The sequence below is a fragment of the Micromonospora sp. CNZ285 genome (assembly GCF_004637285.1).
This window is the reverse complement of the sequence record NZ_SPQD01000001.1, coordinates 5,215,621-5,238,927: the sequence shown is the minus strand read 5'-3', so window position 1 is coordinate 5,238,927 and position 23,307 is coordinate 5,215,621. Positions and strand designations below refer to the sequence as shown.

Genomic DNA, 23,307 nt, shown 5'->3' with positions numbered 1-23,307 from the left:
CCGATTAGATCAACCGGAGCTGGTGGTCCTTCGGGCGGCGGGGTTCGGTCGCGTCCAGGCGTTCGAACAGCGCCGGGTCGATCACGCCGAGGAACGGCGACGGGCGGGTGTCGCGTTCCGCGCCGTGCCGGGCGCGCCGGCCCGCGTGGCTGACGTAGAGCCGGTCCTGCGCCCGGGTCAGCCCGACGAAGAACAGCCGCCGCTCCTCGGCCACCGCGTCGTCGTCCGGCTCGGAGCCGGGCCAGCGCAGCGGCAGCAGGCCGTCCTCGGCGCCGACCAGGAACACCACCGGGAACTCCAGGCCCTTCGCGGCGTGCAGCGTGAGCAGCGTGACCGCCTCGGCGCGCGGGTCCAGCGCGTCCACCTCCGCGCCGGTGGCGAGCTGGTTGAGGAACAGGTCCAGGTCGTCGCCGCAGCGCCGGGCCAGCGGGGTGAGCAGGTCCACCGCCGTGCGGACGTCCTCGGGGCGTACCGCGCCGGAGCCGTCCAGCGTGGGCACGGCGAAGCGCTCGGCCAGGATCTGCCCGGCCTGGCGTACCCGGGCGGCGAGCGAACCGTCCAGACCGGCGTGGCGCAGCTCGCGGGCGATCGCCGGCACACCCGGCCGGTCGCGCAGCCGGTCGTGCGAGCGCTTCTGCACCGGGATGTTCGCCCGGGCCAGCGCGTCCACGATCGGCGCGGCCTGCGCGTCGGTGCGGTACAGCACCGCGATGTCGGAGAAGGACAGCGAGGTCGTCCGCCCGTCGATCCGCCCCGAGTCGAGCGAGCGGTGGGACAGGCCGCCGACCAGCTCGTCCACGGTGCGGGCCACGAAGTCGGCCTCGTCGTAGGCGGAACTCGCCGCGTACCGGCCGACGAGCGGCGCCTCCGGGTCGAGCCGGGCCGGGTCGAGACGACGGCCGCGTACCAGCGAGGACGGCGCGATGGCCTGCACGGCGGCGGCCAGGATCGGCGCGGAGGAGCGGTAGTTGCGGTTCAGCCGGACCAGCCGGGCGTCGGTGAAGTCCTGCGAGAAGCGCAGGAAGTAGCCCACGTCGGCGCCCCGGAACGAGTAGATCGCCTGATCCGGGTCGCCGATCGCGCACAGGTTCCCGTCCGGCGGGCTGAGCAGCCGCAGCAGCTCGTACTGCACCGCGTCGACGTCCTGGTACTCGTCGACGAAGATCCACTTCCACCGCTCGCGGTACTCCCGGACCAGCTTCCGGTCACCCTTCAGCAGGGCCACCGGCAGCGTCAGCAGCTCGTCCAGGTCGACCAGGTCCCGCTTGCGCAGCAGTGCCACGTACCGCTCGTCGTCGTCACCGGCCTCGGCGCGCGCCGCCGACCGGTCCGCGTCGTCGGCGATCCGGAAGTCCGCCGGCAGCCCGGCCGCCGCCGCGTTCTCCCGCAGCACGGTCAGGCCGAGCGAGTGGAACGTGCCGACGGTGACGTCCTCGGCGACCGGGCCGAGCAGCCCGTCCAGCCGGTGCCGCAGCTCCTCGGCCGCCCGCCGGGTGAACGTGATCGCCAGGCACTGGTCGGGGAAGACGTTCAGCTCGGCGCACAGGTACGCGATCCGGTGGGTGAGCGTGCGGGTCTTGCCGGTACCCGGACCGGCCACGATCAGCAGCGGGCCACCCGGCGCCGACGCGGCCACCCGCTGCATCGCGTCCAGCCGATCCAGCAGACCGGTGCCGACCTCCTCCATCCCGGCGAGCATCGGCTCGAACGGCTCGTGCGGAGACGGCGGCGGCGCGATCGGGGGCGCTGGTGGCGGCGTGCGCTTGGGCTCCGGCCGGGCCGCCGCCGGACGCTTGGCCTTCGGCTTCGGCGCCGACTCCGCCGGCCGCCGCTGCGCGGGCACGGGTACGTCGAACAGCGTCTCCTGCCCGGCCCGGCCACCCGCAGCACCCAGTTCCGCCGGGTCGAACAGCGTGATCGCGCCGTACTCCCCGTCGTAGCCCGGCACCCGGCGCACGTCGCCGCGCCGCAGCCGGCCGATGCCCTCCGCGAGCAGCTCGCCGCCGACCCGGCCGATCTCCTCGATCGGGGTACGCGTCAGGATCTCCAGCTCCGGGCCGAGCGCGGCGATCAGCTCGTTGAGCTTGCCCTCGACCTTCTTCGACCGCGCGCCGACCCGGTTCAGCTCGCCCAGGATCTCGGCCAGCGGCACCAGATGCGTCACCTCGCGCGCGTGCGCCGGACGATGCCCCGCCGGGCGGTCCGCCAGCTCCTCGACCCGGCTGAGTACGCCCACAGTCAGCGGCTTGCCGCACTCCGGGCAGCGTCCGCCCGCCTCGCGGGTCCGCTCCGGCGACCAGTTCACGCCGCACAGGCGGTGACCGTCGGCGTGGTACTTGCCCTCCTCCGGGAAGAACTCGACGGTGCCCGCGAGCCCGTCGCCGGTCCGCAGCGCCTCGCGGATCGCGAAGTAGTCGCGGGCGGCGGTCAGGACCGTCGCCTCCCGGGCCAGCGCGGGCGGCGAGTGCGCGTCCGAGTTCGACACCAGCTGGTAGCGGTCCAGGCTGCCGACCCGCCAGTTCATCTCCGGGTCGGACGACAGGCCGGTCTCCACCGCGAAGATGTGCTCGGCCAGGTCGGCGTAGCAGTCGGCGATCGCGTCGAAGCCGGACTTCGAGCCGAGCGCGGAGAACCAGGGCGTCCAGATGTGCGCGGGCACCAGGTAGCCGTCCGGGCTCGCCTCCAGCGTGATCTCCAGCAGGTCGCGGGAGTCCAGCCCGAGGATCGGCCGGCCGTCTGAGCCGAGGTTGCCGATCCGGCCCAGCGCGGTGTTGAACCGGGCCACCGCGTCCAGGTCCGGCAGGTAGATCAGGTGGTGCACCTTGCGCGTCCGGTCGTCGCGCTTGTAGATCGTGGAGATCTCCACGCTCAGCATGAACCGGACCGGGTCGGCCTCCGCCTCGCTTGCGAGCCGGGGCGGCAGCCGCCGGGCGACGTCCCGCTCCGCCTCGGGCGAGAGCCGGTACAGGCCCGGCTCGGCCGGGTGCAGCGTCTCCCGCAGGTGGTCGTACCAGGCGGGATGGGTGAAGTCGCCGGTGCCGAGCACGCCGATGCCCTTGCGCCGGGCCCACCAGGCCAGGTTCGGCAGGGTCAGGTCGCGGCTGCACGCGCGGGAGTACTTCGAGTGGATGTGCAGATCCGCGACGTACGGCGGGAGGCCACCGGGGGGTGCGGCGCTGAACGGAGGCACGCCGCATCCTGTCACGTCCGGTCCCCCGCCCGCCCGTCGCCACGCGTACGGGTGACCTGAGCAATGCGGTGCTGGACTCGGCGGCCCATGCACGCTATTGAGCGCGCAGCTCGACGAGCGTCACCTGGGGAGGCGCGCCCACCCGCACCGGCGGGCCCCAGAAGCCGGCGCCGTTCGTGACGTAGACCTTCGTGCCGTCGACCTCGCCGAGACCGGAGACCACCGGCTGTTCGAGCTTCACCGCCAGGTTGAACGGCACCATCTGGCCGCCGTGCGTGTGCCCGGAGAGCTGGAGGTCGACGCCGAACTTCGCCGCCTCCTGCGCGGCCACCGGCTGGTGCGCCAGCAGCACCACCGGCCGGCTCGGGTCGCGGTCGCCGAGGGCGGCGGTGTAGTCGGCGGGCGCGGCCACCCCGGTGCCGGCGGCGCTCACGTCGTTCACCCCGGCCAGGTCCAGCACACCGCCCCGGGCCTGGATCTCCTGCCGCTCGTTCTGGAGCACGCGCAGGCCGAGCCGGTCCACCTCGCGGACCCACTCCTCCACGCCCGAGTAGTACTCGTGGTTGCCGGTGACGAAGAAGCTGCCGTACCGGGACCGCAGGTCGCGCAGCGGTTCGGCGGCCTCACCCAGCTCGGCCACCGTGCCGTCGACCAGGTCACCGACCACCGCGACCAGGTCGGCGTCCATCCGGTTGATCATCGCGACGATCCGCTCGGTGTGCGCCCGGCCGCGCAGCGGCCCGAGGTGGATGTCCGAGACGGTGGCGATACGCAGGCCGTCCATGCTCCGGGGCAGCTTCGCCAGCGGGATCTGCACCCGGTCGAGCTGCGGCGGACCCATCGCGGTGCGCACCCCGTACCCGGTAACGCCGGCGGCGGTGAGCCCGGCGAAGATCGCCGCCCCGCGCGCGAGCAGCAGCCGCCGTGAGGGGTCGTGGTCCGGCGCGTCAGTGCCGGCGGGCGGCGCGTCGGTGCTGTCGACAGGCGGCGGTGAAGCACCCTCCGCGGTCGCGGCGCCGACGAGCGCGGGCTCCGGCTCCGGGTCGGCGGCGACCGCCGCGCGGGCCCGGCGACGCAGCACGAGCCGGACCACAGCGGTCGGCACCTCCAGCACCAGCAGCAGCACCAGCAGGTAGAACATGAGCGCGACCCAGAGGTAGCCGGGCCAGGCCAGCCAGTACCAGCCGTTGCGGGTGCCGGCCATGGTCACCGGTACGAGCACCGCCAGCGCCGCGATCGCCACGCCACCTGCTCGGCGCCACCGCCCGGGGCGCGTGGTGTCCCGGACCAGCCGCTTCCACAGGTAGAAGTGGATCAGGCCGATCACGAGCACGACGAAGCCCAGGAATGTCGCCATGGCCAGCACGTGTGCCCCCCTCAGCCGCCCGCGAAGGGCGGCAGCACGTCCACCGTCACCCCGGCCGGCAACAGTGCCCGTCGATCATGACAGGCCACGCCGTCGACCAGGAAACTCGCCGCCTTCAGCACCACCGCGAGGCGTTCGCCGTGCCGGGCGGCCAGGTCATCGAGGAGTTCGTCCAGGGACACGCCTGCGGATGCGGTCTCCTCGGGTCGTCCGGCGGCCGCGCGGGCACCGGCGAAATAGCGGACTGTGAGCTCCACCCTCAGCCTCCGATCGCCGACATCGAGCGTGCGGGCTGGAGGAACGTGGGGTCGTCGATGCCGTGCCCGGCCCGCTTGGCCCACATCGCGGACCGCCAGCGCCGGGCCAGCTCCTCGTCGTCCGCGCCGGCGCGCAACGCGCCGCGCAGGTCCGACTCCTCGGTGGCGAACAGGCAGTTGCGCACCTGGCCGTCGGCGGTGAGCCGGGTGCGGTCGCAGTCGCCGCAGAACGGCCGGGTCACGCTGGCGATCACCCCGACCCGGGCCGGCCCGCCGTCCACCAGCCACGTCTCCGCCGGTGCCGCGCCCCGCTCGGACGGGTCCGGCGTCAGCGCGAACGCGGCGTGCAGGGAGGCCAGGATCTCGTCGGCGGTGACCATGGTCGAGCGGTCCCAGCCGTGCTGGGCGTCGAGCGGCATCTGCTCGATGAACCGCAGCTCGTAGCCGTGCGCGAGGGCGAACCGGAGCAGTGCGGGCGCCTCGTCGTCGTTCGTGCCCCGCATCAGCACCGAGTTGATCTTCACGGGGGTCAGCCCGGCTTCAGCCGCGCCGGCCAGCCCGGCGAGCACGTCGGCGAGCCGGTCGCGGCGGGTCAGCGCGGTGAACCGGTCCCGGTCGAGCGTGTCGAGCGAGACGTTGACCCGGTCCAGACCGGCCGCGCGCAGCGCGGACGCCATCCGGGCCAGGCCGATGCCGTTCGTGGTCAGCGAGATGCGCGGCCGGGGCGCGAGCGCGGCGACCGCCGCCACGATGCCGGGCAGGCCGGGCCGGATGAGCGGCTCACCGCCGGTGAAGCGCACCTCGGTGATGCCGAGCCGGGTCACCGCGACACCCACCAGCCGGACGATCTCGTCGTCGCTGAGCAGTTGCGGACCGGACAGCCAGGGCAGGCCCTCGGCCGGCATGCAGTAGGTGCAGCGCAGGTTGCACTTGTCGGTGAGCGAGACCCGCAGGTCCCGGGCGACACGGCCGTACCGGTCGGCGAGGACGCCGTCGGTCGTCGTCCGGGGGGTGCTCATCGGTCGACCGTAGCGCGGTCGAGCCCGCGGAGGGCGGCACGGGCGGTGGAACCGACGGCGTCCGCGTACGTCGCGCCGAAGATCGCGGTGTGCACGAGCAGCAGATGCAACTGGTGCAGCGGCACCCGCTCCCGCCATCCGTCGGCGAGCGGCCACGCCTCCCGGTAGGCCGCCATGATCCGGTCCAGGTGCGGCGGGCCGCCGAACAGCGCGAGCTGCGCCAGGTCGGTCTCGCGGTGGCCGCCGTGCGCGGCCGGGTCGACCAGCCACACCCGGTCGTCGGCGCCCCAGAGCAGATTGCCCGGCCAGAGATCGCCGTGCAGCCGGGCCGGCGACTCGTCACCACCGAACTCGCCGATCCGGTCGACGACCTGCTCGACGAGCGCGGCCCCGGCGCCGTCGATCGCGCCACCGTCGACGGACATACGCAGGTAGGGCAGGAGGCGGCGCCGGGCGAACCAGTCCGGCCAGGGACCGGGGTCGGGCGTGTTGTCCTGCGGCAGCGCGCCGATGAACCCCTGCCAGTCCGCGCCGAACGCGGGCGCCCCGGCGCGGTGCAGCCCGGCCAGGTCGCGGCCGAACGCCTCCGCGGCCTCCGGCGTCGGCTCGCCGGGCTCCACCCAGTCGAGCGCCAGCAGGCCGGGCAACGCGACGAGCACATCCGGTACGGGCACCGAGCCGGCCTCGCGCAGCCAGCGCAGGCCGGCCGCCTCGGCGGCGAAGAAGCCCTCCGGCAGCGGACGCGTCGCCCGTTCCGGCCACGTCTTGGCGAACACCGAGTGCCCGTCGTCCAGCGTGAGCCGGGAGGCGGCGCAGATGTCACCACCGGAGACCGGCGTCTCCCGGATCCGCTGGTGGGTCAGGAAAGTCGGCAGGTGCTCCGGGTGTGCCCGCAGGTACGCCAGGTCCATGTGCGCAAGGTAGCCGGTACCCCGGACATCCGTGTGCCGAGAGACGCCGCCGATCGCCGCTGAGCTGGACCGATACGCTCCGTATCTGTGGACGGACCGCGTGTCGTCCACAGGGGCGGACGCGGTGGCACTCCACCGCCCACGCTCCCGGCATGAACTCCACCGAGCCAGCACGCCTCTCCGTCCGCTCGCCGGCCGACATGGTCGCGGCCGTGCCCTACCTGCTCGGCTTCCATCCCGCCGACAGCGTCGTGGTGGTCGCGGTACGCGGCCGGCGCGTCGTCTTCGCCGCCCGAGGCGACCTGCCCGCACCGGGCACCGACCCCGGCCCGGCGGCCCGGCACCTGGCGCAGGTGGTGGCCCGGCAGGACGCCGACGCCGCCACGGTCGTCGGCTACGGTCCGGCCGCCCGGGTGACGGGGATCGTGGACGCGATCGGCGACGCGCTGACCGCCACCGGGCTGGTGGTGCTCGACGCCCTGCGGGTCACCGACGGGCGCTGGTGGTCGTACCTGTGCGCCGAGCCGTCCTGCTGCCCACCCGAGGGCACCCCGTACGACCCGGCCGCCAGCCAGGTCAGCGCGGCTGCCGTGTTCGCCGGTCAGGTCGCGCTGCCGGACCGGGCCGCGCTCGCGGCACAGGTGTCCCCGCTCGACGGGCCGGTCCGGCTCGCCATGCGCCGGGCCACCGCTCGGGCCCGTCTCCGCCTGGACGCGCTCACCGGACGGGAGTCCTCATCGTCGGCGGGGAACCCGGTCAGTGGCGCACCGGCCGGCGGCTCCGGGCCGCACGCGGAGTCCCCGGTTCCGGCCGACGGTCCCGGGCCGGGCGGGGCCGTCCCGGTTTCGGCCGACGGTCCCGGGCTGAGCGGGGAGCCGCTGGTCCCGGCGGACGGTCCCGGGCTGGGCGGGGAGCCGCTGGTCTCGGCCGGCGGTCCCGGGTCGGACGGGCGGTTGCCGGTCGCGGAGGGCGGTGCCGGGTCGGGTGGGAAGCCGCGTGCCGTGCGGACGGCGGGCACGGCTGCTGTGCGCGCTGCGTTCCGCCGGCAGCGGCGCGGCGAGCGGCTGGACGACGACGAGGTGGCCTGGCTGACAGTGCTCCTCACCCACATCGCGGTGCGCGACCATGCCTGGTCGCGCACCGACGGCCGGGACGAGGACATCAGCCTCTGGACGGACGTGTTGCGACGCGCCGAGCCGGACCTGATCGCCGCGCCGGGCTGCCTGCTCGCGTTCGCCGCCTGGCGCTCTGGGCACGGGGCACTGGCCGCTGTCGCCCTGGAACGGGTGTTGTCCGCCCACCCCGGCTACTCGCTCGCGGTGCTGCTCGACGAGGCGCTCCGGCGCGGCGTCGCCCCGTCCGCGCTGGACGGCCGGGGCGGTTCCAACGACGGCGCGGTGCTGCGGCGCCGCCGACGCCGGCCACGCGGGTGAGCGCCCACCCGCTCGCCGGGCCGACCACGTCCGCGACGCCGTGCCGTCAACCGCCGACGCGCGCTGCCCCGGTGTAGACGTTCATGGTCGGTCCGCGCAGGAAGCCGACCAGCGTCATCCCGGCCTCCTCGGCCAGCTCGACCGCGAGCGTGCTCGGCGCGGACACCGCCGCGAGCAGCGGTACGCCCGCCATCCATGCCTTCTGGGTCAGTTCGAAGCTGGCCCGTCCGGAGACCAGCAGCGCGTGCCCGGCCAGCGGCAGGCGCCCTTCCCGGGTGGCCCAGCCGAGCACCTTGTCCACCGCGTTGTGCCGCCCGACGTCCTCGCGGAGCACGACAAGTTCCCCGTCGGGGGTGAAGAGGCCGGCGGCGTGCAGGCCGCCGGTGCGGTCGAAGGCGCGCTGCGCGGCGCGCAGCCGGTCCGGCAGCCCGGCCAGCAGGTCGGCGGTGACCACCAGCGGGTCGTCCCGCACCGCGAACTGCGAGCGGGTGCGCACCGAGTCGATGCTCGCCTTGCCGCACACGCCGCACGAGCTGGTGGTGTAGAAGTTGCGCGACGGGTCGGTGACGGGCTCCGGCACACCGGGCGAGAGCACCACGTCGACCACGTTGTACGTGTTCGGGGTCTCCGCCCCGGCGCAGAGCTGCGCGGTGTGCACATCCTCCGCCGACCGGATCAGCCCTTCGGTGAGCAGGAAGCCGATCGCCAGGTCCAGATCGTCGCCCGGCGTACGCATCGTCACCGCCAGCGGCCGGCGTCGATTCGGTCCGGCCGCGCCGACGCGGATCTCCAGCGGCTCCTCCACGGCCAGGGTGTCCTGCCGTCGGACCCGCCCCCGGCCGTCCCCGGCCGCGTCGAGGTCGATCCGCAGCACACCACGCCGATCCGTCGCCCGTCCCATGCCGCCATCCTCCCCGGGCGCCCCGCCGCCCGCACGTCGCCCCAGGTCTTCCCGCCCTCACCCGCCCGGCCCCCGGCCCCCGGCCCGCCCGGCCCTCGGCCCCCCCCGGCCAGCCCTGGCCGGGCCCCAGGCCCGATGATCGACACCAGTTCGCCGAAGTGGCGGTGTCGGAGGGCCCTGGATGCCACCACTTCGGCGGAAAGCAGTCGATCAACGTCGGAAAACCGCCAACAACGCCGGGCAGAGGCCCGAGCCGGGATGCGGCGACGTGGCTGTGGCTACTGTGAGCCGGTGACGGGGTATGCGGCGATCGTGCTCGCCGGTGGCGCGGCCCGGCGGATGGGCGGGGTGGACAAGCCGGCCCGGGCAGTAGGCGGCCGGCCGATGCTGCACCGGGTGCTGGACGCGGTGGCTGACGCGGACCAGCGGATCGTGGTCGGCTCGTCCGGCCCGCTGCCCAGGGGAGTCCGGACGGCCCGGGAAGAGCCGCCCGGGGGTGGTCCGGTGGCCGCCACGGCAGCCGGGTTGGCGTTGCTCGACCCCGGTACGACGACAGTCGCAGTGCTCGCCGCCGACCTGCCGCTACTCACCACCGCAGCGGTGGCCGAGCTGCGAGGCGCGCTCGCCGCCTGTCACTCCCGCAACGACCCGCCGCCCGCGCTCTCCGCCGCAGCCGCCGGGCCGGAAGACGCACCTGCCACCGCCGGGCTGAAAGAAGCACCCGCCGCCTGGCGGGAGACGCTGGACGGTCGGTCCGCCGCGCTCGCCTGCTACGTGGACGGGGACGGCCGACGCCAGCACCTCTGCGCCCTCTGGCGGGTACCGGCCCTGCGGGCCGCCCTCGACCGGCTCGCCGCGACGCGGGGCGGCTCGCTCGACGGCGCGCCGGTACGCGGGCTGCTGACCGACGTCGCCGTACGCGAGGTGTCCTGGTCCGGCTCGGGGCCGCCGCCGTGGTTCGACTGCGACACTGACGAGGACGTACGCCGGGCGGAGGAGTGGACGAGATGACGGTGCTGGACGACTGGGTCACGGCGGTCTGCGCCGAGCTGGACCTGGACCCGGCGGGGGTGCCCGTGCCGACGGTGCTGGACGTGGCCCGGGACGTGGCCCACCAGGTGGTCCGGCCGGGTGCGCCGGTCACCGCGTACCTGCTGGGGCTGGCGGTGGGGCGCGGCGCGGACCCGGCCGCGGCGGCCGAGCGGCTCAGTGCGCTGGCCGGTTCCTGGCCGGTGGACCTGGGTGGTTCCACACCTGAGGATTAGCGCCTCGCGCGGGATTCGGTCCCCTTCGCGCCTGGGTAGGGTGGCGGGAACGGACGGAGGCGATCATGACGGCAGACCACCCCTCGGAGCCGGTCGACGAGCCTGCCGGCGGCGCGCCGGAGCACCACGCCACCGGCAGCGCGCCGGAGCACCACGAGTCGATCCTGCTCGACGAGCCGACCACTGCTGATCTGCGCGCCAAGGTCACCGAGGCCTGGCGCGAGTTCGCCCGGGCGCTCGCCGACCGGCTGCGCGGGCTGCCCTCCGGCGGGCACCTGGAGGTCACGCTCGACCCGACCGCCTCGGGCACCGGCGACGCCGTCTACTCGGTGAGCGTGGACGCGGGCGAGGAGGGCCGTCTCTCGGCCCGCGCGGTCGGGAACGCCACGCTGCCGCAGGGCTACCGGCTGGACCGGGCGGCGGTGGCCGACATGGTGGCGCTCGGCTGGTCGCCGCCGGGTGTGGTGCCGGGTTCCGGTGAGCAGTTCGGGCTGGACTGCGGCACCGACGAGGCGACCCGGCTGGCCGCCGTGCTGTCCCGGACGCTGCGTGACGTCTACGGCGCACCGCACCCGGCCTTCCTCGTCTACCTGGTGCACGACGCCGAGGGCGACGCGCTGCCCGTGGAGCCGCTCGGTACCGCGCGCAGCGAGTTCGGCCCGGACCGCGACGTCGAGGCCGACCTGGACGAGGCGCTGGCCGCGGCGGCGGCCGCGCAGTCCGGCGAGAACGACGTGCTGGCCCTGGAGGAGCGGGTCCGCACCGTCGTGTCGACGATGCTGAAGTCCGCGTCCGACCAGCTCCAGGTCGACTCCGACGGCGACATCAACATCCGGGCCGGCTCGGCCATGGTCTTCGTCCGGGTGCGCGACAACCCGCCGCTCGTGGACGTCTTCTCGCCGGTGCTGACCGAGGTCGAGCCGACCGAGCGCCTGTACGTGAAGCTCTCCGAGCTGACCAACCGGATGCCGATCGGCCGGCTGTACTGCGCCGACGACACGGTGTGGGCCTCGATCCCGGTGTTCGGCCGCAACTTCCAGGCCACCCACCTGATGCTTGCGGTGCAGGTGATGACCGGTCTGGCCGACGAGCTGGACGATCGCCTGCACGGCGAGTTCGGCGGCAAGCGCTTCTTCGGTGAGGGCGACAAGCCGGCCCGGGCCGAGGAGCACCGCACCGGCATGTATCTCTGAGCGCGGCTCACCGCACGTCGAGCAGCGTCTTGCCCACCGTCCGACGGGCCTCGATCGCGGCGTGCGCGGCGGCGGCCCGTTCCAGCGGGAAGCGCTGCCCGATCAGCGGCCGCAGCCGCCCGGCCGCGCCCTCGGCGAGCGCCGCCTCGGTGAGGGCGCGCAGCTCGTCCGGGCCGGGGCGGGGGCTCAGCAGCGTCACCCCGCGTGCGGCTGCCGACTCGGCCGGGATGTCCGCCCAGGTGCCGCCGGCCAGCCCGAAGCTGAGCATCCGCCCGCCGCGGTCCAGCAGGTCGAACGCCTCCCGGGCGAGCGGCCCGCCCACGCCGTCGAACACCACGTCGACGGCGCCGACGGCGTCCCGGACCCGGCCGGCCCAGCCCGCCTGCCGGTAGTCGACAGCCACGTCGACGCCGGCGGCGCGGAGCACGTCCACCTTGCGGTCGCCGCCGGCGGCGGCCACCACAGTCGCGCCGGCGGCCGCCGCGAGCTGCGTCAGCAGCGACCCGACGCCGCCGGCCGCCGCCTCGACCAGCACCCGGTCGCCCGGCCGCAGCCCGGCCGCCCGGGCCAGCATCAGGGCGGTCCGGCCGTCGGCCATCAGCGCCACCGCCGCGTCCAGCGGCAACCCCGGGGGTACGGCGACAGGCGCGCCCTGGTCGACCACGACGCGCTCGGCGTACGCGCCGGTGCCGCCGGTGGCGGTGACCACGACGCGGCCGGCGAGCGCCGGGTCGACGTCCGGTCCCAGTGCGGTGATCGTGCCGCCGACCCCGTTACCGGGGATCACCGGGAGTTCGGCGCCGAACGGCCCGAAGCCGCTGGCCCGGAACATGGTCTCGACGAACGTGATGTTCGCGTGTGCCACGTCGACGAGCACCTGGCCCGGTCCGGGTGCCGGGTCGGGTGCCGTCCCGGGCACGAGCATCTCCGGTCCGCCGAACTCCCGCAGCCACACCGCACGCATACCGCCCCCTCGCGTCTCGCCGGTCACCGGTGCCAGTGCACGACATGAAGCGAGGTTGAGGTCAAGGCGTGGACGGGCCGACGCCGGGGGACTCGACCAGCCGGGAGAGCACGATGGTGCTACGGGACGAGGTGACGAACGATTCGGCGCGCAGCCGTTCCAGCGCCTCCTCTAGGTGGGAGATGTCCGCGGCGCGCAGGTGCACGAGCGCGTCCGCCTCGCCGGAGACGGTGTACGCGCCGACCACCTCGGGGTGCCGGCGGGCGGCGGCGCCGATCTGCGCCGGGGTGGTCCGGCCGGCGCAGAACAGCTCGACGAACGCCTCGGTGGTCCAGCCGACGGCGGCCGGGTCGACGACGGCGGTGAATCCCCGGATCACCCCGGCGGATCGGAGGCGGTCGACGCGTCGCTTGACGGCGGGGGCGGAGAGTGACACCCGGCTGCCGATGTCCGCGTACGAGGCGCGAGCATCCGCGACGAGTAACGCAATGATTCGCTGGTCGACCGCGTCTATCTGCAACGTTCCGCTCCCGGGAAGCAATGCTTGTGGCTGTTACCAAAGTTGTACCGTACCTACTCTTGGTGACCGTGAACCAGCAGCGAGTCTCGCGAAAGCGGACATATCTCATGTGCTCGCCCGAGCACTTCACGGTCGAGTACGCGATCAACCCGTGGATGGACGTGACCACGCCGGTCGACGCCGACCTGGCGGTCAAGCAGTGGGACCGGCTGCGCGAGACGCTCGTCGGGCTGGGCCACGAGGTGCACCTGCTGACTCCCGAGGCGGGCCTGCCGGACATGGTCTACGCCGCAAACGGCGCGTTCGTGGTCGACGGCACGGTCTACGGCGCCCGGTTCAAGCACGAGCAGCGGTCCGCCGAGGCCGCCGCGCACCGGGCGTTCTACGAGCAGCAGGGCTGGCGGTTCATCGCGCCGAGCGAGACGAACGAGGGTGAGGGCGACTTCGCGTACCTGCCGGAGGCGCACGGCGGCCTGATCCTGGCCGGGTACGGCTTCCGGACCGAGCCGGCCGCGCACGCCGAGGCGCAGGAGGCGCTCGGTCGGCCGGTGGTCTCGCTGCACCTGGTCGACCCGCGCTTCTACCACCTGGACGTGGCGCTGGCCTCGATCGACGACGAGAACGTCGTCTACTACCCGGGCGCCTTCTCGGCCGCGAGCCAGAGGGTGCTGGCCCAGCTCTTCCCGGACGCGATCGTCGCGGACGACGAGGACGCGCTGGCGTTCGGCCTGAACCTGGTCAGTGACGGGCTCAACGTGGTGCTGAACAACGAGGCGACCCGGCTCGCCGGCAAGCTGAAGGCCGCCGGCTACCACCTGGTCCCGGTGGAGCTGGCCGAGCTGAAGAAGGGCGGTGGCAGCGTGAAGTGCTGCATCGCCGAGCTGCGGCACTGAGCCACGCCTCGACGCGAAGGGCGGCCTCCCGGTGGGAGACCGCCCTTGCGCGTGTACGGGGACCGGTCAGCCCAGCGTCGCCAGCTCGTTGATCACGACGTTGGAGAGCAGCCGGCCGTCGGTCTGCACCCGGCGCAGGTACCACTTCTGCTGCGGGGTACGGGTCTGGTTGAACTGCCAGGTGCCGCGCGGGCTGTCCACCTGGCCGACCTTGCCGAGCGCCAGGTTGACCTGCTGCGGCGAGGGGCTCCCGCCGGCCAGCCGGATCGCCTTGTCCAGCACCAGCGCGGCGTCGTAGGAGGCCATCGCGTACGTGGTGGGCGCCGAGTTGAACGTCTTCCGGTAGGCCGAGGCGAAGATCCGGTTCGCGGTGTTGTTGAGGTCGGCCGAGTAGTTCAGCGCGGTCTCGATGCCGTACGACTCGATGAGCTTGCGCTCGCGGCCCTTCTCCCCGTCGTCGAGCTGGTCGAGCGCGGTGCCCTCGGTGAGGAAGCCGGGGGCGTAGATCGGTCCCCGGTAGCCCTGGGCGTAGAGCTGCTTGACGAACTGCACGGCCTGGGCGCCGGAGTAGTGGCAGAACACCGCGTCCGGCTTGCGCCCGAGCGCCTTGCGGATCGGCCCGGAGTAGAGCGACCGGGAGGGGTTGGGGTCGTCCTCGGTGAAGATCGGGTCCTCGGTGAGCCGGCGGCCCCGCTCGTACGCGCGCCGCAGCCCTTCGATGACGTCCTGGCTGCCGGGGCCGCGGGTGCCGAAGATGGCGATCCGGCTGGAGGCGTCCAGCTTCTGGCGCAGGTACTCGCCGAGCGCCTCGCCGGGCTCGGTCAGCACGTACGACGTGCGCCAGATGTAGACGACGCCCTGGAGCGTCGACGGGGAGGCGTTGGAGCCCAGCAGGGGCACCCGGGCCTCCTCGACCGCGTCCTTGATGCCGGTCATCACGGTCGGGCTGACCACGCCGGTGAGCGCGAGCACGCCCTCCTTGAGCAGCCGGTCGACAGCGGCCTTGCCGGTGGCGGCGGTGTCGCCCTCCTCGGCGGTCACGAGCGTGACCGGGTGGCCGGCGATCTGCTGACCGCGCATGCTGAGGAAGAGCTGGAAGCCGTTGGTGATCTCGTCGCCGATGGCCTTGTTCGCCCCGCTGCCGGGCACGATCAGTCCGACTTTGATCGGGCTGCCGGATCCGGCCTGTTCCCCGGAGTCGTCCCCGGAGCCGCACCCCGCCGCCAGTCCGGTGGTGCCCAGCGCGGCCAGCAGTTGCAGGGCCCGCCTGCGGTTCATCTGTGCCACCGACTTCCTTCCCGACGGGGCGGCCATGGTGCACACCCCTTCGGCGTTCTACCTGGTCGACGACGCTGCGTCAATGCCCTGAAGATCATCGTGAAGCGACCGCAACGCCTCGACGACCCGGGGCCATGCGGTGGAGCCCGGTGCGATCAGCCCGAAATGCTCACATTCGGGCAGCTCAACGAGCGTGGCCGAGCCTCCGGCGGCCTGATCTGCGGCTATCCAGGACCGGCTGATCGCGATCGGAACCTGCACATCTTGATTACCGTGAATGACTACTGTACGTGTTCGGACGGGTACCAATACCGATGGGTCGGCCGCCGCGTACCGGTCCGGCACGTCGCCCGGGCCGCCGCCGAGCAGCGCGGCCACCGCACCCTCGTCCAGGTCCAGCCGGTACGCCTGCGCGAGGTCGGCCACCGGCGCCAGCGCGAGCACCCCGCCGACCGTCTCCGGGGCGTGCGCGGCCACGTACAGGGACAGGTGCCCGCCCGCGGAGTGACCGACCAGGATCGGCGGTACGGGCGCCACCCGGCCGGGCAGCGCGGCGGCGGCGAGTTCCGGTAGCGCGGCGATCCCGGCGCGGACGTCGGTGAGCGTGTGCGGCCAGCCTCCGCCCGGCCGGCCGGTCCGCCGGTACTCGATCTGCGCGACCGGGTGGCCGAGCGCGGCCAGCGCCGCCGCCATCGGGCCGGTGTGGGCCCTGTCGTACTCCGCCCGCCAGAAACCGCCGTGCACCACGACCACCAGCGGCCGGGGCGGCCCGTCACCGGCCGGCAGCCGCAGGTCGGCGCACTGGTCCGGGTGGTCGCCGTAGTAGACGGTGGCATCCGGCGGCGGGGACGGGCGGGTCAGCACGTCGCGCGGGTCGGAGAGCATGCGGCGACCGTAGCGTCCCCCGGACCGGCCGCGTGCACATGGTCGGCGTGGGTAAAGATGGGTGCCATGACCGAAGCGCACTCCGCCGGACACGACGACGAACAGGGCAACGATGGCATCCCGGGCACCGTGGTGGTGGTCGGGCCGGACGGCCGCCCGGTCGGCACGGTGCAGACCGACGAGGGCAAGGGCGAGGACCCGACCCGTCTGGTCGAGCAGCCGGCCAAGGTGATGCGGATCGGCAGCATGATCAAGCAGCTGCTGGAGGAGGTGAAGGCGGCGCCGCTCGACGACGCGAGCCGGCACCGGATGCGGGAGATCCACGAGCGCTCGATCGTCGAGCTGAAGGAGGGCCTCGCGCCCGAGCTGCGCGAGGAGCTGGAGCGGATCTCGCTGCCGTTCACCGAGCAGCAGGCCCCGAGCGAGGGCGAGCTGCGGATCGCGCACGCCCAGCTGGTGGGCTGGCTGGAGGGGCTGTTCCACGGCATCCAGGCCGCGCTGGTGGCCCAGCAGATGGCCGCCCGCGTCCAGCTGGAGCAGATGCGTTCGGGCCGCCAGGCGCTGCCCAGCGGCCCGGGCGGCGTGATGCCGGGCATGCCCGGGATGCCCGGCGCCGGCGAGGGCCACGCGCCCGGCCAGTACCTGTGACCCGTCGGCCGGGGCGCCTCACGGTGCCCCGGCCGCTCAGTCCAGCTCGAAGACCTTCTCCAGGTACGCGGCCACGCCGTCCTCGGTGTTCGGCCCGGTGACCTCGTGGGCGATCTCCCGTACGGCCGGGTGGGCGTTGGCGACCGCCACCGCCCGTCCGGCCCAGGCCAGCATCGGCACGTCGTTGGGCATGTCGCCGAAGGCCAGCACGTCCCGCTCGTCGACGCCGAGCCGCTCCGCGTACCAGGCCAGGCCGGCCGCCTTCGTCACACCGGCGGCCGAGATCTCGATCAGCCCGCTGTACGACGAGTGGGTCGCCTCGGCCAGCCCCTCCAGCGCGCCCGCCACCATCCGCACGAAGACGTCCGGGTCCTGCTCACCGGCCCGCGCCAGCAGCTTCACCGCGGGCGCGGACAGCAGCTCCTCCGGCGACTCGACGGCCCGGATCGCGTCGAGGTCGGCGTCCCAGCGCAGCGGGTAGTGCGCCTCGTGCCGCATCTGCCGGCTGTCCACGATCTCCACCGCGAAGCTCACCCCGGGCACCTCGGCGCGCAGCCGCCGGGCCACCTCGGCCAGCAGCTCCGGGGCGAGCGGGTCGGCCCGCAGCACCTGGTCGGTGACCGGGTCGTACACCACCGCGCCGTTGGCGCAGATCGCCGGCAGCGGCTCGGCGAGCTGCTCGTACACCATCTGGAGCCAGCGGATCGGACGGCCGGTGACCAGGACCACCGGCGTGCCGGCGGCGTTGATGCGGGCCAGCACCGCGGCGGTACGCGCGCTGAGCGTCCGGTCGTCGCGCAGCAGCGTGCCGTCGATGTCGGAGGCGACGAGGCGAGGTGGATCTTCCATCACCGGGAGAGTAGCCGGTCCAGGTAGACCGCGACGCCGTCGTCGTCGTTGCGCAAGGTGATCTCGTCCGCCGCGGCGCGCACCTCCGGGTGGGCGTTCGCCACCGCCACCCGGGCCCAGCCGGCCCAGTCGAACATCGGCAGGTCGTTCGGCTGGTCGCCGAAGACCAGCACGTCGGCCGGGTCCACGCCGAGCCGTTCGGCGATGACGCTCAGCCCGCTGGCCTTGTCGGTGCGGGGCGGGCAGATCTCGACGAAGCCGAGCCCGGCCTGGGTGAGCGTGGCCACGTCCGGTGGCACGATCGCCCGCGCCGCGGCCAGCAGCTCGTCCACGTGGTGGTCGGCGGTACGCGCGAACGCCTTGATCACGTCGCAGGACAGGCACTCGACCCGGCTGCGCGCCTCGAACCGGTCCGGGTAGGGCCAGCTCGGGTGGTAGTCGCCCCAGAGCGGCGCGTCGTGCTCGTCCGACGCCTCCACCATCACGGTGAGCGGGCCGACCGCCGCCTCCAGGTCGGTGAGGATCCGGGCCAGCACCTCACCGGGCAGCCGCTCGTCCCGCAGCACCAGGGGCCCCTCCGGGTCGCTCTGGTCCACCACCCGGCCGCCGCCGGCCATCACCAGGAAGTCGGCGGCCCGGATGTCGTTACGGGTGAGTTCGGTCAGGCGCGGTCCACGGCCGGTCGCGCCGACCACCGGGATCCCGGCGGACCGCACCCGGTCGAGCACCCGATGGGTGTACGCGGAGACGGTCTCGTCGCTGCGGACGAGCGTGCCGTCGAGGTCGGTGGCGATCAGCTTGGGCAGTCCCGGGCGGGTCATGGTTCCTCCTTCGCCCGCCGCCGTCACGCCGGCCGACCAGGTCCTCGGTGCCGCGACCATGGGACGGCGGGCAGCAACCGTATCTCGCGGAACGGGCGGCAACCACGGCTTTCCAGCGAATCGGCGGCGAAGCTCCGGTGGCCGCCGGACGCGCTGCCGGAGCTGGTTCAGTACGCCCGTTCGGGGCCCGCGAACGGCACCGTGGGCTGCACCGTCAGATCCGCCGGGGCCGGGGGCACGTCGTCCTCGTCCGCCCGGCGGCGGCGCTCGGGCCGGTCCTCGTCCGGCTCCCCGTCGGTGGGCGTCCCGCCGGCCGTCCGGCCGGCCAGGTGCAGCGCGGCCGCCAGCAGTGCGACAGCGACGAACGCGCTGACCAGGCCGCGTCCGTGTTCGACCTGAAGGCTCTGCTCGCCGACGAAGAACAGGATGCGCCGGGCCAGCTGTTCGAGGGAGGCGGCGGTCGCGACCAGCACCCCGAGCACGCCCGCCGCGAGACCCAGCCCGGCCAGCCGGGCGTGCTGCCGCACCGCCGGGGCGCCGCGCAGCGCCAGCCCCACCGCCACCGACAGCCCGAGCAGGCCCACCAGGTACGCCGTACCGAGCCCGCCGATCTCGGAGATGCCGCTGGTCAGCCGGGCCGGTGCGTCCTCGCCCCGGGTCTCGGCCGGCACCGTGATCGCCAGCCACTCGCCGATCAGTGAGGCGAGCGCGGCCACCGCACCGAGCCCGGTGAGCACGGGCGGCAGACGGCGGTCCCGGCCCAGCGCGGCGAGCGAGCGCGCGGCCCGGCCGGACGACTCCGGCTCGGTGTCGCCCCACTCGACGATCGTGGTGTCGTCGGACCTGGTGTCCTGCATGGGGATTCGCTTGTCCTGCCGGGGAACGGGGAGATCCTGCGACATGGCCACCCTTCCCGTACGCGGGCCTGCGTCGAATCATGGCACAGCCCGGTCCCGCCGGCCCGGATCGCGACCCCGGGGTCCGGTGCGGGGCGGCCCGCTTTCGGTTAGCGTCGGTGCCATGCCTATCCGTACCGCATCCGCTCGCTGGCAGGGCAACCTCACCGAGGGGTCCGGCACCGTCCGCACCGGCAAGGGCGGCCTGTCCGGCAACTACTCCTTCAAGTCGCGCTTCGAGGAGGGCGAGGGCACCAACCCCGAGGAGCTGATCGGCGCCGCGCACGCCGGCTGCTTCTCGATGGCCCTCTCGAAGCAGCTCGCCGACGCCGGCGCCCAGGAGACGGCGGTGGAGACCACCGCCAAGGTGCACTTCGACAAGACCGACGCCGGCATGACCGTGACCCGCATCGACCTGGAGACCGTGGGCCAGGTTCCCGGCATCGACCAGGCCGAGTTCACCAAGCTCGCCGAGGCGGCCAAGGAGAACTGCCCGATCTCCCGGCTGCTGTCGCCGGGCGCGCAGATCACGCTGAACGCCCGTCTGGCCTGACCTCGCGTACGGCACGGCGGGGGTGTCCTGCGGGACGCCCTCGCCGTGCGGTGTGCCCGATCCGGAGGGAGTGACCGGGCCGCGTGGCCGTGGAGATGAGCCGGGACCGGTTCGAGGAACTGGTCGGCGAGGCGCTCGACGAGGTGCTCGAGGAACTGCTCGGGTTGATGAGCAACGTGGTCATCCTGGTGGAGGACGACCCGCCGCCGGGCGAGGACCTGCTCGGCCTGTACGAGGGGCACGCGCTCACCTCGCGCGGCTGGGACTACTCCGGCGTGCTGCCCGACCGCATCCTGATCTACCGCAACCCGATCCTGGCGATCTGCGACACCGACGACGATGTCGTCGACGAGGTGGCGGTGACAGTGGTGCACGAGATCGCCCACCACTTCGGCATCGACGACGAGCGGCTGCACGCCCTGGGCTGGGGCTGACCGGCCTCCGGCGCGTCCCCGCTCGGCTGATCCCGGCGGTTGCGCCGGTCCCCTAACCTGCGGATCAGGCAGATCCTGATGCAGGAGGAAAACCCATGCGCAGCGCGCTGTTCTCCGCGGAGAACCTTGAGAAGGAGTCCCAGCAGCCGGGCATGCGGTTGCAGAACTCCAAGATGCTGAAGATCGAGCTGAACGGCGAGGCGATGGCCCGGGTCGGGTCGATGGTCGCCTACCAGGGGCAGGTGCAGTTCCAGGCGCTCGGCTCCGGCGGCATCGGCAAGTTCATCAAGCAGCGGCTCACCGGCGAGGGCGTGCCGCTGATGAAGGTCTCCGGGCGCGGCGACGTCTTCCTCGCCGACTTCGCCAAGGACGTGCACGTCATCGACCTGGAGCCGGGCGACGCGCTGTCCATCAACGGCTCCAGCGTGCTGGCGTTCGACTCGACGCTCCAGTACGACATCAAGATGGTCGGCGGCGCCGGTTTCGCGTCCTCGTCCGGCCTGTTCAACTGCGTCTTCACCGGCCACGGCCGGATCGCCATCACCACCAAGGGCACCCCGGTGGTGCTCAACGTGGACGCCCCGACGTACGTGGACCCGCAGGCGGCGGTGTGCTGGTCGGCGAACCTCCAGACCGGCTACCACCGTGCCGAGCAGCTCGGCCTGGGCACGCTGCTCGGCCGCAGCACCGGTGAGGCGTTCACGATGAGCTTCGCCGGTCAGGGCTTCGTCGTGGTCCAGCCCTCGGAGGAGCCTCCGGTGGCCGGCAGCGGCTCCCAGCAGCAGGGCGGCGTGCTCGGCGGCCTGCTGCAGTGACCCTGGGCGCCCGGGGCGTCCGCGCAGGTCGCCCCGGGCCGGTCAGCTCAGCTCGCCGGCCCGCAGCCGGGCCACCCAGGCCGCCGCGTCGGCGTAGTCGGCGTCGGTGAGCCCCGGCGGCACCGGCGTCTGCTGGTCACCCGCCGCCGTGCTCCAGCGGTGCCGGGGGTACGACCCCAGGAACCGTACGTCGGCGCAGACCCGGCGCAGCCCCTGCAACGCCTCGCCGAGGCGTACGTCGGCGACGTGCCCGGCACAGTCCAGGAAGAACACGTAGCGGCCGAGCGCCTCGCCGGTGGGGCGGGACTCGATCCGGGTCATGTTCACGCCGCGCACGGCCAGCTCCATCAGCACCGCCAGCAGCGCGCCCACCCGGTCGTGTGCGAGGCACACCGCGAGCGAGGTCAGGTCGTCGCCGGTGGGCGGCGGAGGCGGTCCGGGGCGGGACACCAGCGCGAACCGGGTCACCGCGTCCGGGTGGTCGGCGATCTTGTCGGCCAGCACCGCGAGCCGGTGCCGGCTCGCGCCGATCGGGGCGCAGATGGCGGCGTCGTACTCGCCGCTCGCCGCCCCGGCCGCGGCGGCGCCGTTGGAAAGCACGTCGACCACTGTGGCGTCCGGCAGGTGTTCCCGCAGCCAGCCCCGGCACTGGGTGGACGCCTGCGGGTGGGCCGCGACGGAGCGGACGCCGGACAGCGTGGTGCCGGCGCGGGCGGCCAGCACGAACTCCACCGGCAGGACCACCTCGCGGGTGATCACCAGCGGGTCGCCCTCGACCAGCTCGTCGAGCGTCACCCCGACCGCGCCGCCGATGGAGTTCTCCAGCGGCACCAGCGCCGCGTCCGCCTCTCCGGCGCGTACCGCGTCGAGCGCCTCACCGACGCTGCGGGCCGGCGTGCGGTCCCCGCGCTCGGCGGCGGGCACCGTACGCAGGGCCTGCTCGGCGAAGGTGCCCTCGGGGCCCAGGTAGACGAAGCGGGTCGGCGGTGTTCCCGGCATGCCGATCAGCCTACGCACCCGGCGTGCCGTCGCAGGCCAGGGTACGGATGCCGGCCGGCGCCACGGTCCGCACCTCGACGCCGCACACGTCCGTGCCGGCCGTGACCAGCCTCGGCGTGCCGCTGTCGCCGCGCGTGACCACCTGCAACTCCTCGTGCCCGGTGACCGACAGGACGGTGTACTGCCAGCCCTCGGCGCAGAGCGGACCGGTCGACACGGTGACCCGGACGTCGCGGGGCAGCACACCGGCGGAGCCGCGCAGCAGCGCGACGATCCGGTCGCCGGAGGGCCGCCCCCGGCAGGGTGCCGCCGACGCCGGCACGGACGGGGAGAGCGTGGACGGGAGAACCGGCACGGGTGGGGTCGGCGTGGCGCTCGGGCTGGGCGTGGCGGACACCGACGGCACCGGGACCGGTGTGGCGGCGGCGGACGGCGCACGCAGCTCGGGCGGGGCGCCGCAGGCGGCGAGGGCGAGCAGCGTCAGCAGCGCCAGCGGGCGGTGGCGGCGTCGGGGGTGTGGGGTGCGGGGCACGGGGGCGTCCTCGGGCATCGAGGGATGTCGTCGTGTGGTGGGGTCGAGGCCATCGTAGGAGGATGACCGGCCCGGGTGAAGGGCGCCGGGTCTCGTCGCGGGTCAGACCGCGGAGAGGAAGGTGAGCGACCCGGCCACCGCGCCGTCGGTGAGCACCGGCGTGGAGATGGCGTCGACGGTCCGGCCGGCGTCGGAGCCGGGCCCCTGCACCCGCAGCAGGCCGCGGGCGAGCCGCCCGGAGTGCAGCGCGAGCAGCGGCGGGATCTTGTCGGTCTCCTGCTCGGTCAGCTCGCTCGGGCTCGCCGTGAAGTCGACGAGGCGCAGGCCGCCCTCCAGCAGCGGCAGGCCGATCACGTCCTCCGGGGCGCCCAGGCAGAGCAGGTCGCAGCCGGCCGAGGAGATCGCCACGACAGTGGTGCCGGCGTCGATCAGCAGGCACGGCTCGGCGGCCCGGGAGACCATGCCGGACCACTGCCCGAAGTTGTCGGACTCCTGCTCGGTGGATGCCGCGGGCGCGAACACTTCCGAGAGTGAGAGTTCGACGTGGGCCACCGCGCCTCCTATGTACACCGACGGTCTGTCCACGCTAGCCGGTCGGTGCGGCGGAAGCATCGGCTGCCGGGCGGCCGGCGACGGCGCGGACCGACGGAACCAGTCGGGAGGGTGCCGTGGGCCGCGTGGCGTC

25 protein-coding genes are annotated in these 23,307 nt (G+C 74.0%); 9 read left to right on the top strand and 16 right to left on the bottom strand.

Annotated features, from left to right (window positions below):
- Positions 1–4: 4 nt before the first annotated feature.
- The 5 genes from CLT75_RS23880 to CLT75_RS23860 form a co-directional block, all read right to left on the bottom strand.
- Positions 5–3,190, bottom strand: coding sequence for a UvrD-helicase domain-containing protein (locus CLT75_RS23880; protein ID WP_135242558.1), 3,186 nt, complete (start codon positions 3,188–3,190; stop codon positions 5–7).
- 94 nt (positions 3,191–3,284) lie between these two features.
- A complete protein-coding gene (locus CLT75_RS23875; RefSeq protein WP_167796952.1) occupies positions 3,285–4,547 on the bottom strand; it encodes a metallophosphoesterase in 1,263 nt (420 codons plus the stop codon).
- A 20-nt stretch (positions 4,548–4,567) separates the two neighbouring features.
- The gene (locus CLT75_RS23870; protein ID WP_135242556.1) at positions 4,568–4,813 is read right to left on the bottom strand and encodes a MoaD/ThiS family protein; all 246 of its coding nucleotides are present in this window, start codon (positions 4,811–4,813) and stop codon (positions 4,568–4,570) included.
- A gap of 2 nt (positions 4,814–4,815) precedes the next feature.
- Positions 4,816–5,832 (bottom strand): GTP 3',8-cyclase MoaA, encoded by a 1,017-nt coding sequence (gene moaA, locus CLT75_RS23865; protein WP_135242555.1) that lies wholly within the window; start codon positions 5,830–5,832, stop codon positions 4,816–4,818.
- Positions 5,829–6,743, bottom strand: a complete 915-nt coding sequence (locus CLT75_RS23860) for a fructosamine kinase family protein (RefSeq protein WP_135242554.1) — start codon at positions 6,741–6,743, stop codon at positions 5,829–5,831. The genes moaA and CLT75_RS23860 overlap by 4 nt, the downstream gene beginning before the upstream one ends.
- 152 nt (positions 6,744–6,895) lie before the next feature.
- Here CLT75_RS23860 and CLT75_RS23855 point away from each other — a divergent pair, with 152 nt between their 5' ends.
- On the top strand, positions 6,896–8,176 hold the full coding sequence (locus tag CLT75_RS23855; RefSeq protein WP_135242553.1) for a DUF4192 domain-containing protein: 1,281 nt from the start codon (positions 6,896–6,898) through the stop codon (positions 8,174–8,176).
- Between the two features lie 46 nt (positions 8,177–8,222).
- On the opposite strand, the gene fdhD is transcribed toward CLT75_RS23855, so the two are convergent.
- Complete coding sequence (fdhD, locus tag CLT75_RS23850) at positions 8,223–9,077, bottom strand: formate dehydrogenase accessory sulfurtransferase FdhD (protein WP_135242552.1); 855 nt, start codon at positions 9,075–9,077, stop codon at positions 8,223–8,225.
- A gap of 291 nt (positions 9,078–9,368) precedes the next feature.
- Here fdhD and mobA point away from each other — a divergent pair, with 291 nt between their 5' ends.
- From mobA to CLT75_RS23835, 3 genes are all read left to right on the top strand, one after another.
- Positions 9,369–10,088 carry an NTP transferase domain-containing protein gene (mobA, locus tag CLT75_RS23845; protein ID WP_135242551.1) on the top strand — a complete coding sequence of 240 codons (720 nt, stop codon included), beginning with the start codon at positions 9,369–9,371 and terminating at the stop codon, positions 10,086–10,088.
- Entirely contained in the window at positions 10,085–10,342 is a 258-nt protein-coding gene (locus CLT75_RS23840) for a DUF6457 domain-containing protein (RefSeq protein WP_013289326.1), read from the top strand. The genes mobA and CLT75_RS23840 overlap by 4 nt, the downstream gene beginning before the upstream one ends.
- A gap of 65 nt (positions 10,343–10,407) precedes the next feature.
- The gene (locus tag CLT75_RS23835) at positions 10,408–11,535 is read left to right on the top strand and encodes a T3SS (YopN, CesT) and YbjN peptide-binding chaperone 1 (RefSeq protein ID WP_135242550.1); all 1,128 of its coding nucleotides are present in this window, start codon (positions 10,408–10,410) and stop codon (positions 11,533–11,535) included.
- A 7-nt stretch (positions 11,536–11,542) separates the two neighbouring features.
- Here CLT75_RS23835 and CLT75_RS23830 read toward each other — a convergent pair whose 3' ends face one another.
- Together CLT75_RS23830 and CLT75_RS23825 are read right to left on the bottom strand one after the other, a co-directional pair.
- The gene (locus CLT75_RS23830) at positions 11,543–12,499 is read right to left on the bottom strand and encodes a zinc-binding dehydrogenase (protein WP_135242549.1); all 957 of its coding nucleotides are present in this window, start codon (positions 12,497–12,499) and stop codon (positions 11,543–11,545) included.
- 61 nt (positions 12,500–12,560) lie between these two features.
- Complete coding sequence (locus tag CLT75_RS23825; RefSeq protein ID WP_013289323.1) at positions 12,561–13,019, bottom strand: Lrp/AsnC family transcriptional regulator; 459 nt, start codon at positions 13,017–13,019, stop codon at positions 12,561–12,563.
- A gap of 59 nt (positions 13,020–13,078) precedes the next feature.
- Here CLT75_RS23825 and ddaH point away from each other — a divergent pair, with 59 nt between their 5' ends.
- Entirely contained in the window at positions 13,079–13,912 is an 834-nt protein-coding gene (ddaH, locus tag CLT75_RS23820; protein WP_209310377.1) for a dimethylargininase, read from the top strand.
- Between the two features lie 66 nt (positions 13,913–13,978).
- Here the strand turns inward: ddaH and CLT75_RS23815 are convergent, their stop codons facing one another.
- Complete coding sequence (locus CLT75_RS23815; RefSeq protein ID WP_135242547.1) at positions 13,979–15,199, bottom strand: ABC transporter substrate-binding protein; 1,221 nt, start codon at positions 15,197–15,199, stop codon at positions 13,979–13,981.
- Between the two features lie 48 nt (positions 15,200–15,247).
- A complete protein-coding gene (locus tag CLT75_RS23810; RefSeq protein WP_135242546.1) occupies positions 15,248–16,075 on the bottom strand; it encodes an alpha/beta hydrolase in 828 nt (275 codons plus the stop codon).
- Between the two features lie 57 nt (positions 16,076–16,132).
- Here CLT75_RS23810 and CLT75_RS23805 point away from each other — a divergent pair, with 57 nt between their 5' ends.
- The gene (locus CLT75_RS23805) at positions 16,133–16,723 is read left to right on the top strand and encodes a bacterial proteasome activator family protein (protein ID WP_135242545.1); all 591 of its coding nucleotides are present in this window, start codon (positions 16,133–16,135) and stop codon (positions 16,721–16,723) included.
- 36 nt (positions 16,724–16,759) lie between these two features.
- Here the strand turns inward: CLT75_RS23805 and CLT75_RS23800 are convergent, their stop codons facing one another.
- From CLT75_RS23800 to CLT75_RS23790, 3 genes are all read right to left on the bottom strand, one after another.
- The gene (locus CLT75_RS23800; RefSeq protein WP_135242544.1) at positions 16,760–17,572 is read right to left on the bottom strand and encodes an HAD family hydrolase; all 813 of its coding nucleotides are present in this window, start codon (positions 17,570–17,572) and stop codon (positions 16,760–16,762) included.
- Positions 17,572–18,393: an HAD family hydrolase gene (locus CLT75_RS23795; RefSeq protein WP_135242543.1), complete on the bottom strand. Its 822-nt coding sequence runs from the start codon at positions 18,391–18,393 to the stop codon at positions 17,572–17,574. Before CLT75_RS23795 ends, CLT75_RS23800 begins: the two co-directional genes overlap by 1 nt.
- 167 nt (positions 18,394–18,560) lie before the next feature.
- Positions 18,561–19,250: a hypothetical protein gene (locus CLT75_RS23790; RefSeq protein ID WP_486485259.1), complete on the bottom strand. Its 690-nt coding sequence runs from the start codon at positions 19,248–19,250 to the stop codon at positions 18,561–18,563.
- A gap of 163 nt (positions 19,251–19,413) precedes the next feature.
- Between CLT75_RS23790 and CLT75_RS23785 the strand changes: the two genes are divergently transcribed.
- The 3 genes from CLT75_RS23785 (at position 19,414) to CLT75_RS23775 (ending at position 21,091) form a co-directional block, all read left to right on the top strand.
- Complete coding sequence (locus CLT75_RS23785) at positions 19,414–19,842, top strand: OsmC family protein (RefSeq protein ID WP_013289315.1); 429 nt, start codon at positions 19,414–19,416, stop codon at positions 19,840–19,842.
- A gap of 89 nt (positions 19,843–19,931) precedes the next feature.
- Complete coding sequence (locus CLT75_RS23780; protein WP_209310490.1) at positions 19,932–20,276, top strand: metallopeptidase family protein; 345 nt, start codon at positions 19,932–19,934, stop codon at positions 20,274–20,276.
- Between the two features lie 95 nt (positions 20,277–20,371).
- Positions 20,372–21,091: an AIM24 family protein gene (locus CLT75_RS23775; protein WP_064448083.1), complete on the top strand. Its 720-nt coding sequence runs from the start codon at positions 20,372–20,374 to the stop codon at positions 21,089–21,091.
- A gap of 42 nt (positions 21,092–21,133) precedes the next feature.
- Here CLT75_RS23775 and pheA read toward each other — a convergent pair whose 3' ends face one another.
- From pheA to CLT75_RS23760, 3 genes are all read right to left on the bottom strand, one after another.
- Positions 21,134–22,090 carry a prephenate dehydratase gene (gene pheA / locus CLT75_RS23770; RefSeq protein ID WP_135242540.1) on the bottom strand — a complete coding sequence of 319 codons (957 nt, stop codon included), beginning with the start codon at positions 22,088–22,090 and terminating at the stop codon, positions 21,134–21,136.
- Between the two features lie 10 nt (positions 22,091–22,100).
- A complete protein-coding gene (locus CLT75_RS23765) occupies positions 22,101–22,640 on the bottom strand; it encodes a hypothetical protein (RefSeq protein WP_135242539.1) in 540 nt (179 codons plus the stop codon).
- Positions 22,641–22,724: 84 nt separating this feature from the next.
- Positions 22,725–23,174, bottom strand: a complete 450-nt coding sequence (locus tag CLT75_RS23760; RefSeq protein WP_135242538.1) for a hypothetical protein — start codon at positions 23,172–23,174, stop codon at positions 22,725–22,727.
- Positions 23,175–23,307: the final 133 nt, after the last annotated feature.

What these genes read in the sequence shown, in the direction of transcription:
- CLT75_RS23875 (WP_167796952.1), bottom strand. Translation starts at nt 4,547, where the DNA reads ATGGCGACATTCCTGGGCTTCGTCGTGCTCGTGATCGGCCTGATCCAC.
- moaA (WP_135242555.1), bottom strand. Translation starts at nt 5,832, where the DNA reads ATGAGCACCCCCCGGACGACGACCGACGGCGTCCTCGCCGACCGGTAC.
- CLT75_RS23860 (WP_135242554.1), bottom strand. Translation starts at nt 6,743, where the DNA reads ATGGACCTGGCGTACCTGCGGGCACACCCGGAGCACCTGCCGACTTTC.
- CLT75_RS23855 (WP_135242553.1), top strand. Translation starts at nt 6,896, where the DNA reads ATGAACTCCACCGAGCCAGCACGCCTCTCCGTCCGCTCGCCGGCCGAC.
- fdhD (WP_135242552.1), bottom strand. Translation starts at nt 9,077, where the DNA reads ATGGGACGGGCGACGGATCGGCGTGGTGTGCTGCGGATCGACCTCGAC.
- CLT75_RS23840 (WP_013289326.1), top strand. Translation starts at nt 10,085, where the DNA reads ATGACGGTGCTGGACGACTGGGTCACGGCGGTCTGCGCCGAGCTGGAC.
- CLT75_RS23835 (WP_135242550.1), top strand. Translation starts at nt 10,408, where the DNA reads ATGACGGCAGACCACCCCTCGGAGCCGGTCGACGAGCCTGCCGGCGGC.
- CLT75_RS23830 (WP_135242549.1), bottom strand. Translation starts at nt 12,499, where the DNA reads ATGCGTGCGGTGTGGCTGCGGGAGTTCGGCGGACCGGAGATGCTCGTG.
- CLT75_RS23810 (WP_135242546.1), bottom strand. Translation starts at nt 16,075, where the DNA reads ATGCTCTCCGACCCGCGCGACGTGCTGACCCGCCCGTCCCCGCCGCCG.
- CLT75_RS23805 (WP_135242545.1), top strand. Translation starts at nt 16,133, where the DNA reads ATGGGTGCCATGACCGAAGCGCACTCCGCCGGACACGACGACGAACAG.
- CLT75_RS23800 (WP_135242544.1), bottom strand. Translation starts at nt 17,572, where the DNA reads ATGGAAGATCCACCTCGCCTCGTCGCCTCCGACATCGACGGCACGCTG.
- CLT75_RS23795 (WP_135242543.1), bottom strand. Translation starts at nt 18,393, where the DNA reads ATGACCCGCCCGGGACTGCCCAAGCTGATCGCCACCGACCTCGACGGC.
- CLT75_RS23790 (WP_486485259.1), bottom strand. Translation starts at nt 19,250, where the DNA reads ATGCAGGACACCAGGTCCGACGACACCACGATCGTCGAGTGGGGCGAC.
- CLT75_RS23785 (WP_013289315.1), top strand. Translation starts at nt 19,414, where the DNA reads ATGCCTATCCGTACCGCATCCGCTCGCTGGCAGGGCAACCTCACCGAG.
- CLT75_RS23775 (WP_064448083.1), top strand. Translation starts at nt 20,372, where the DNA reads ATGCGCAGCGCGCTGTTCTCCGCGGAGAACCTTGAGAAGGAGTCCCAG.
- pheA (WP_135242540.1), bottom strand. Translation starts at nt 22,090, where the DNA reads ATGCCGGGAACACCGCCGACCCGCTTCGTCTACCTGGGCCCCGAGGGC.
- CLT75_RS23765 (WP_135242539.1), bottom strand. Translation starts at nt 22,640, where the DNA reads ATGCCCGAGGACGCCCCCGTGCCCCGCACCCCACACCCCCGACGCCGC.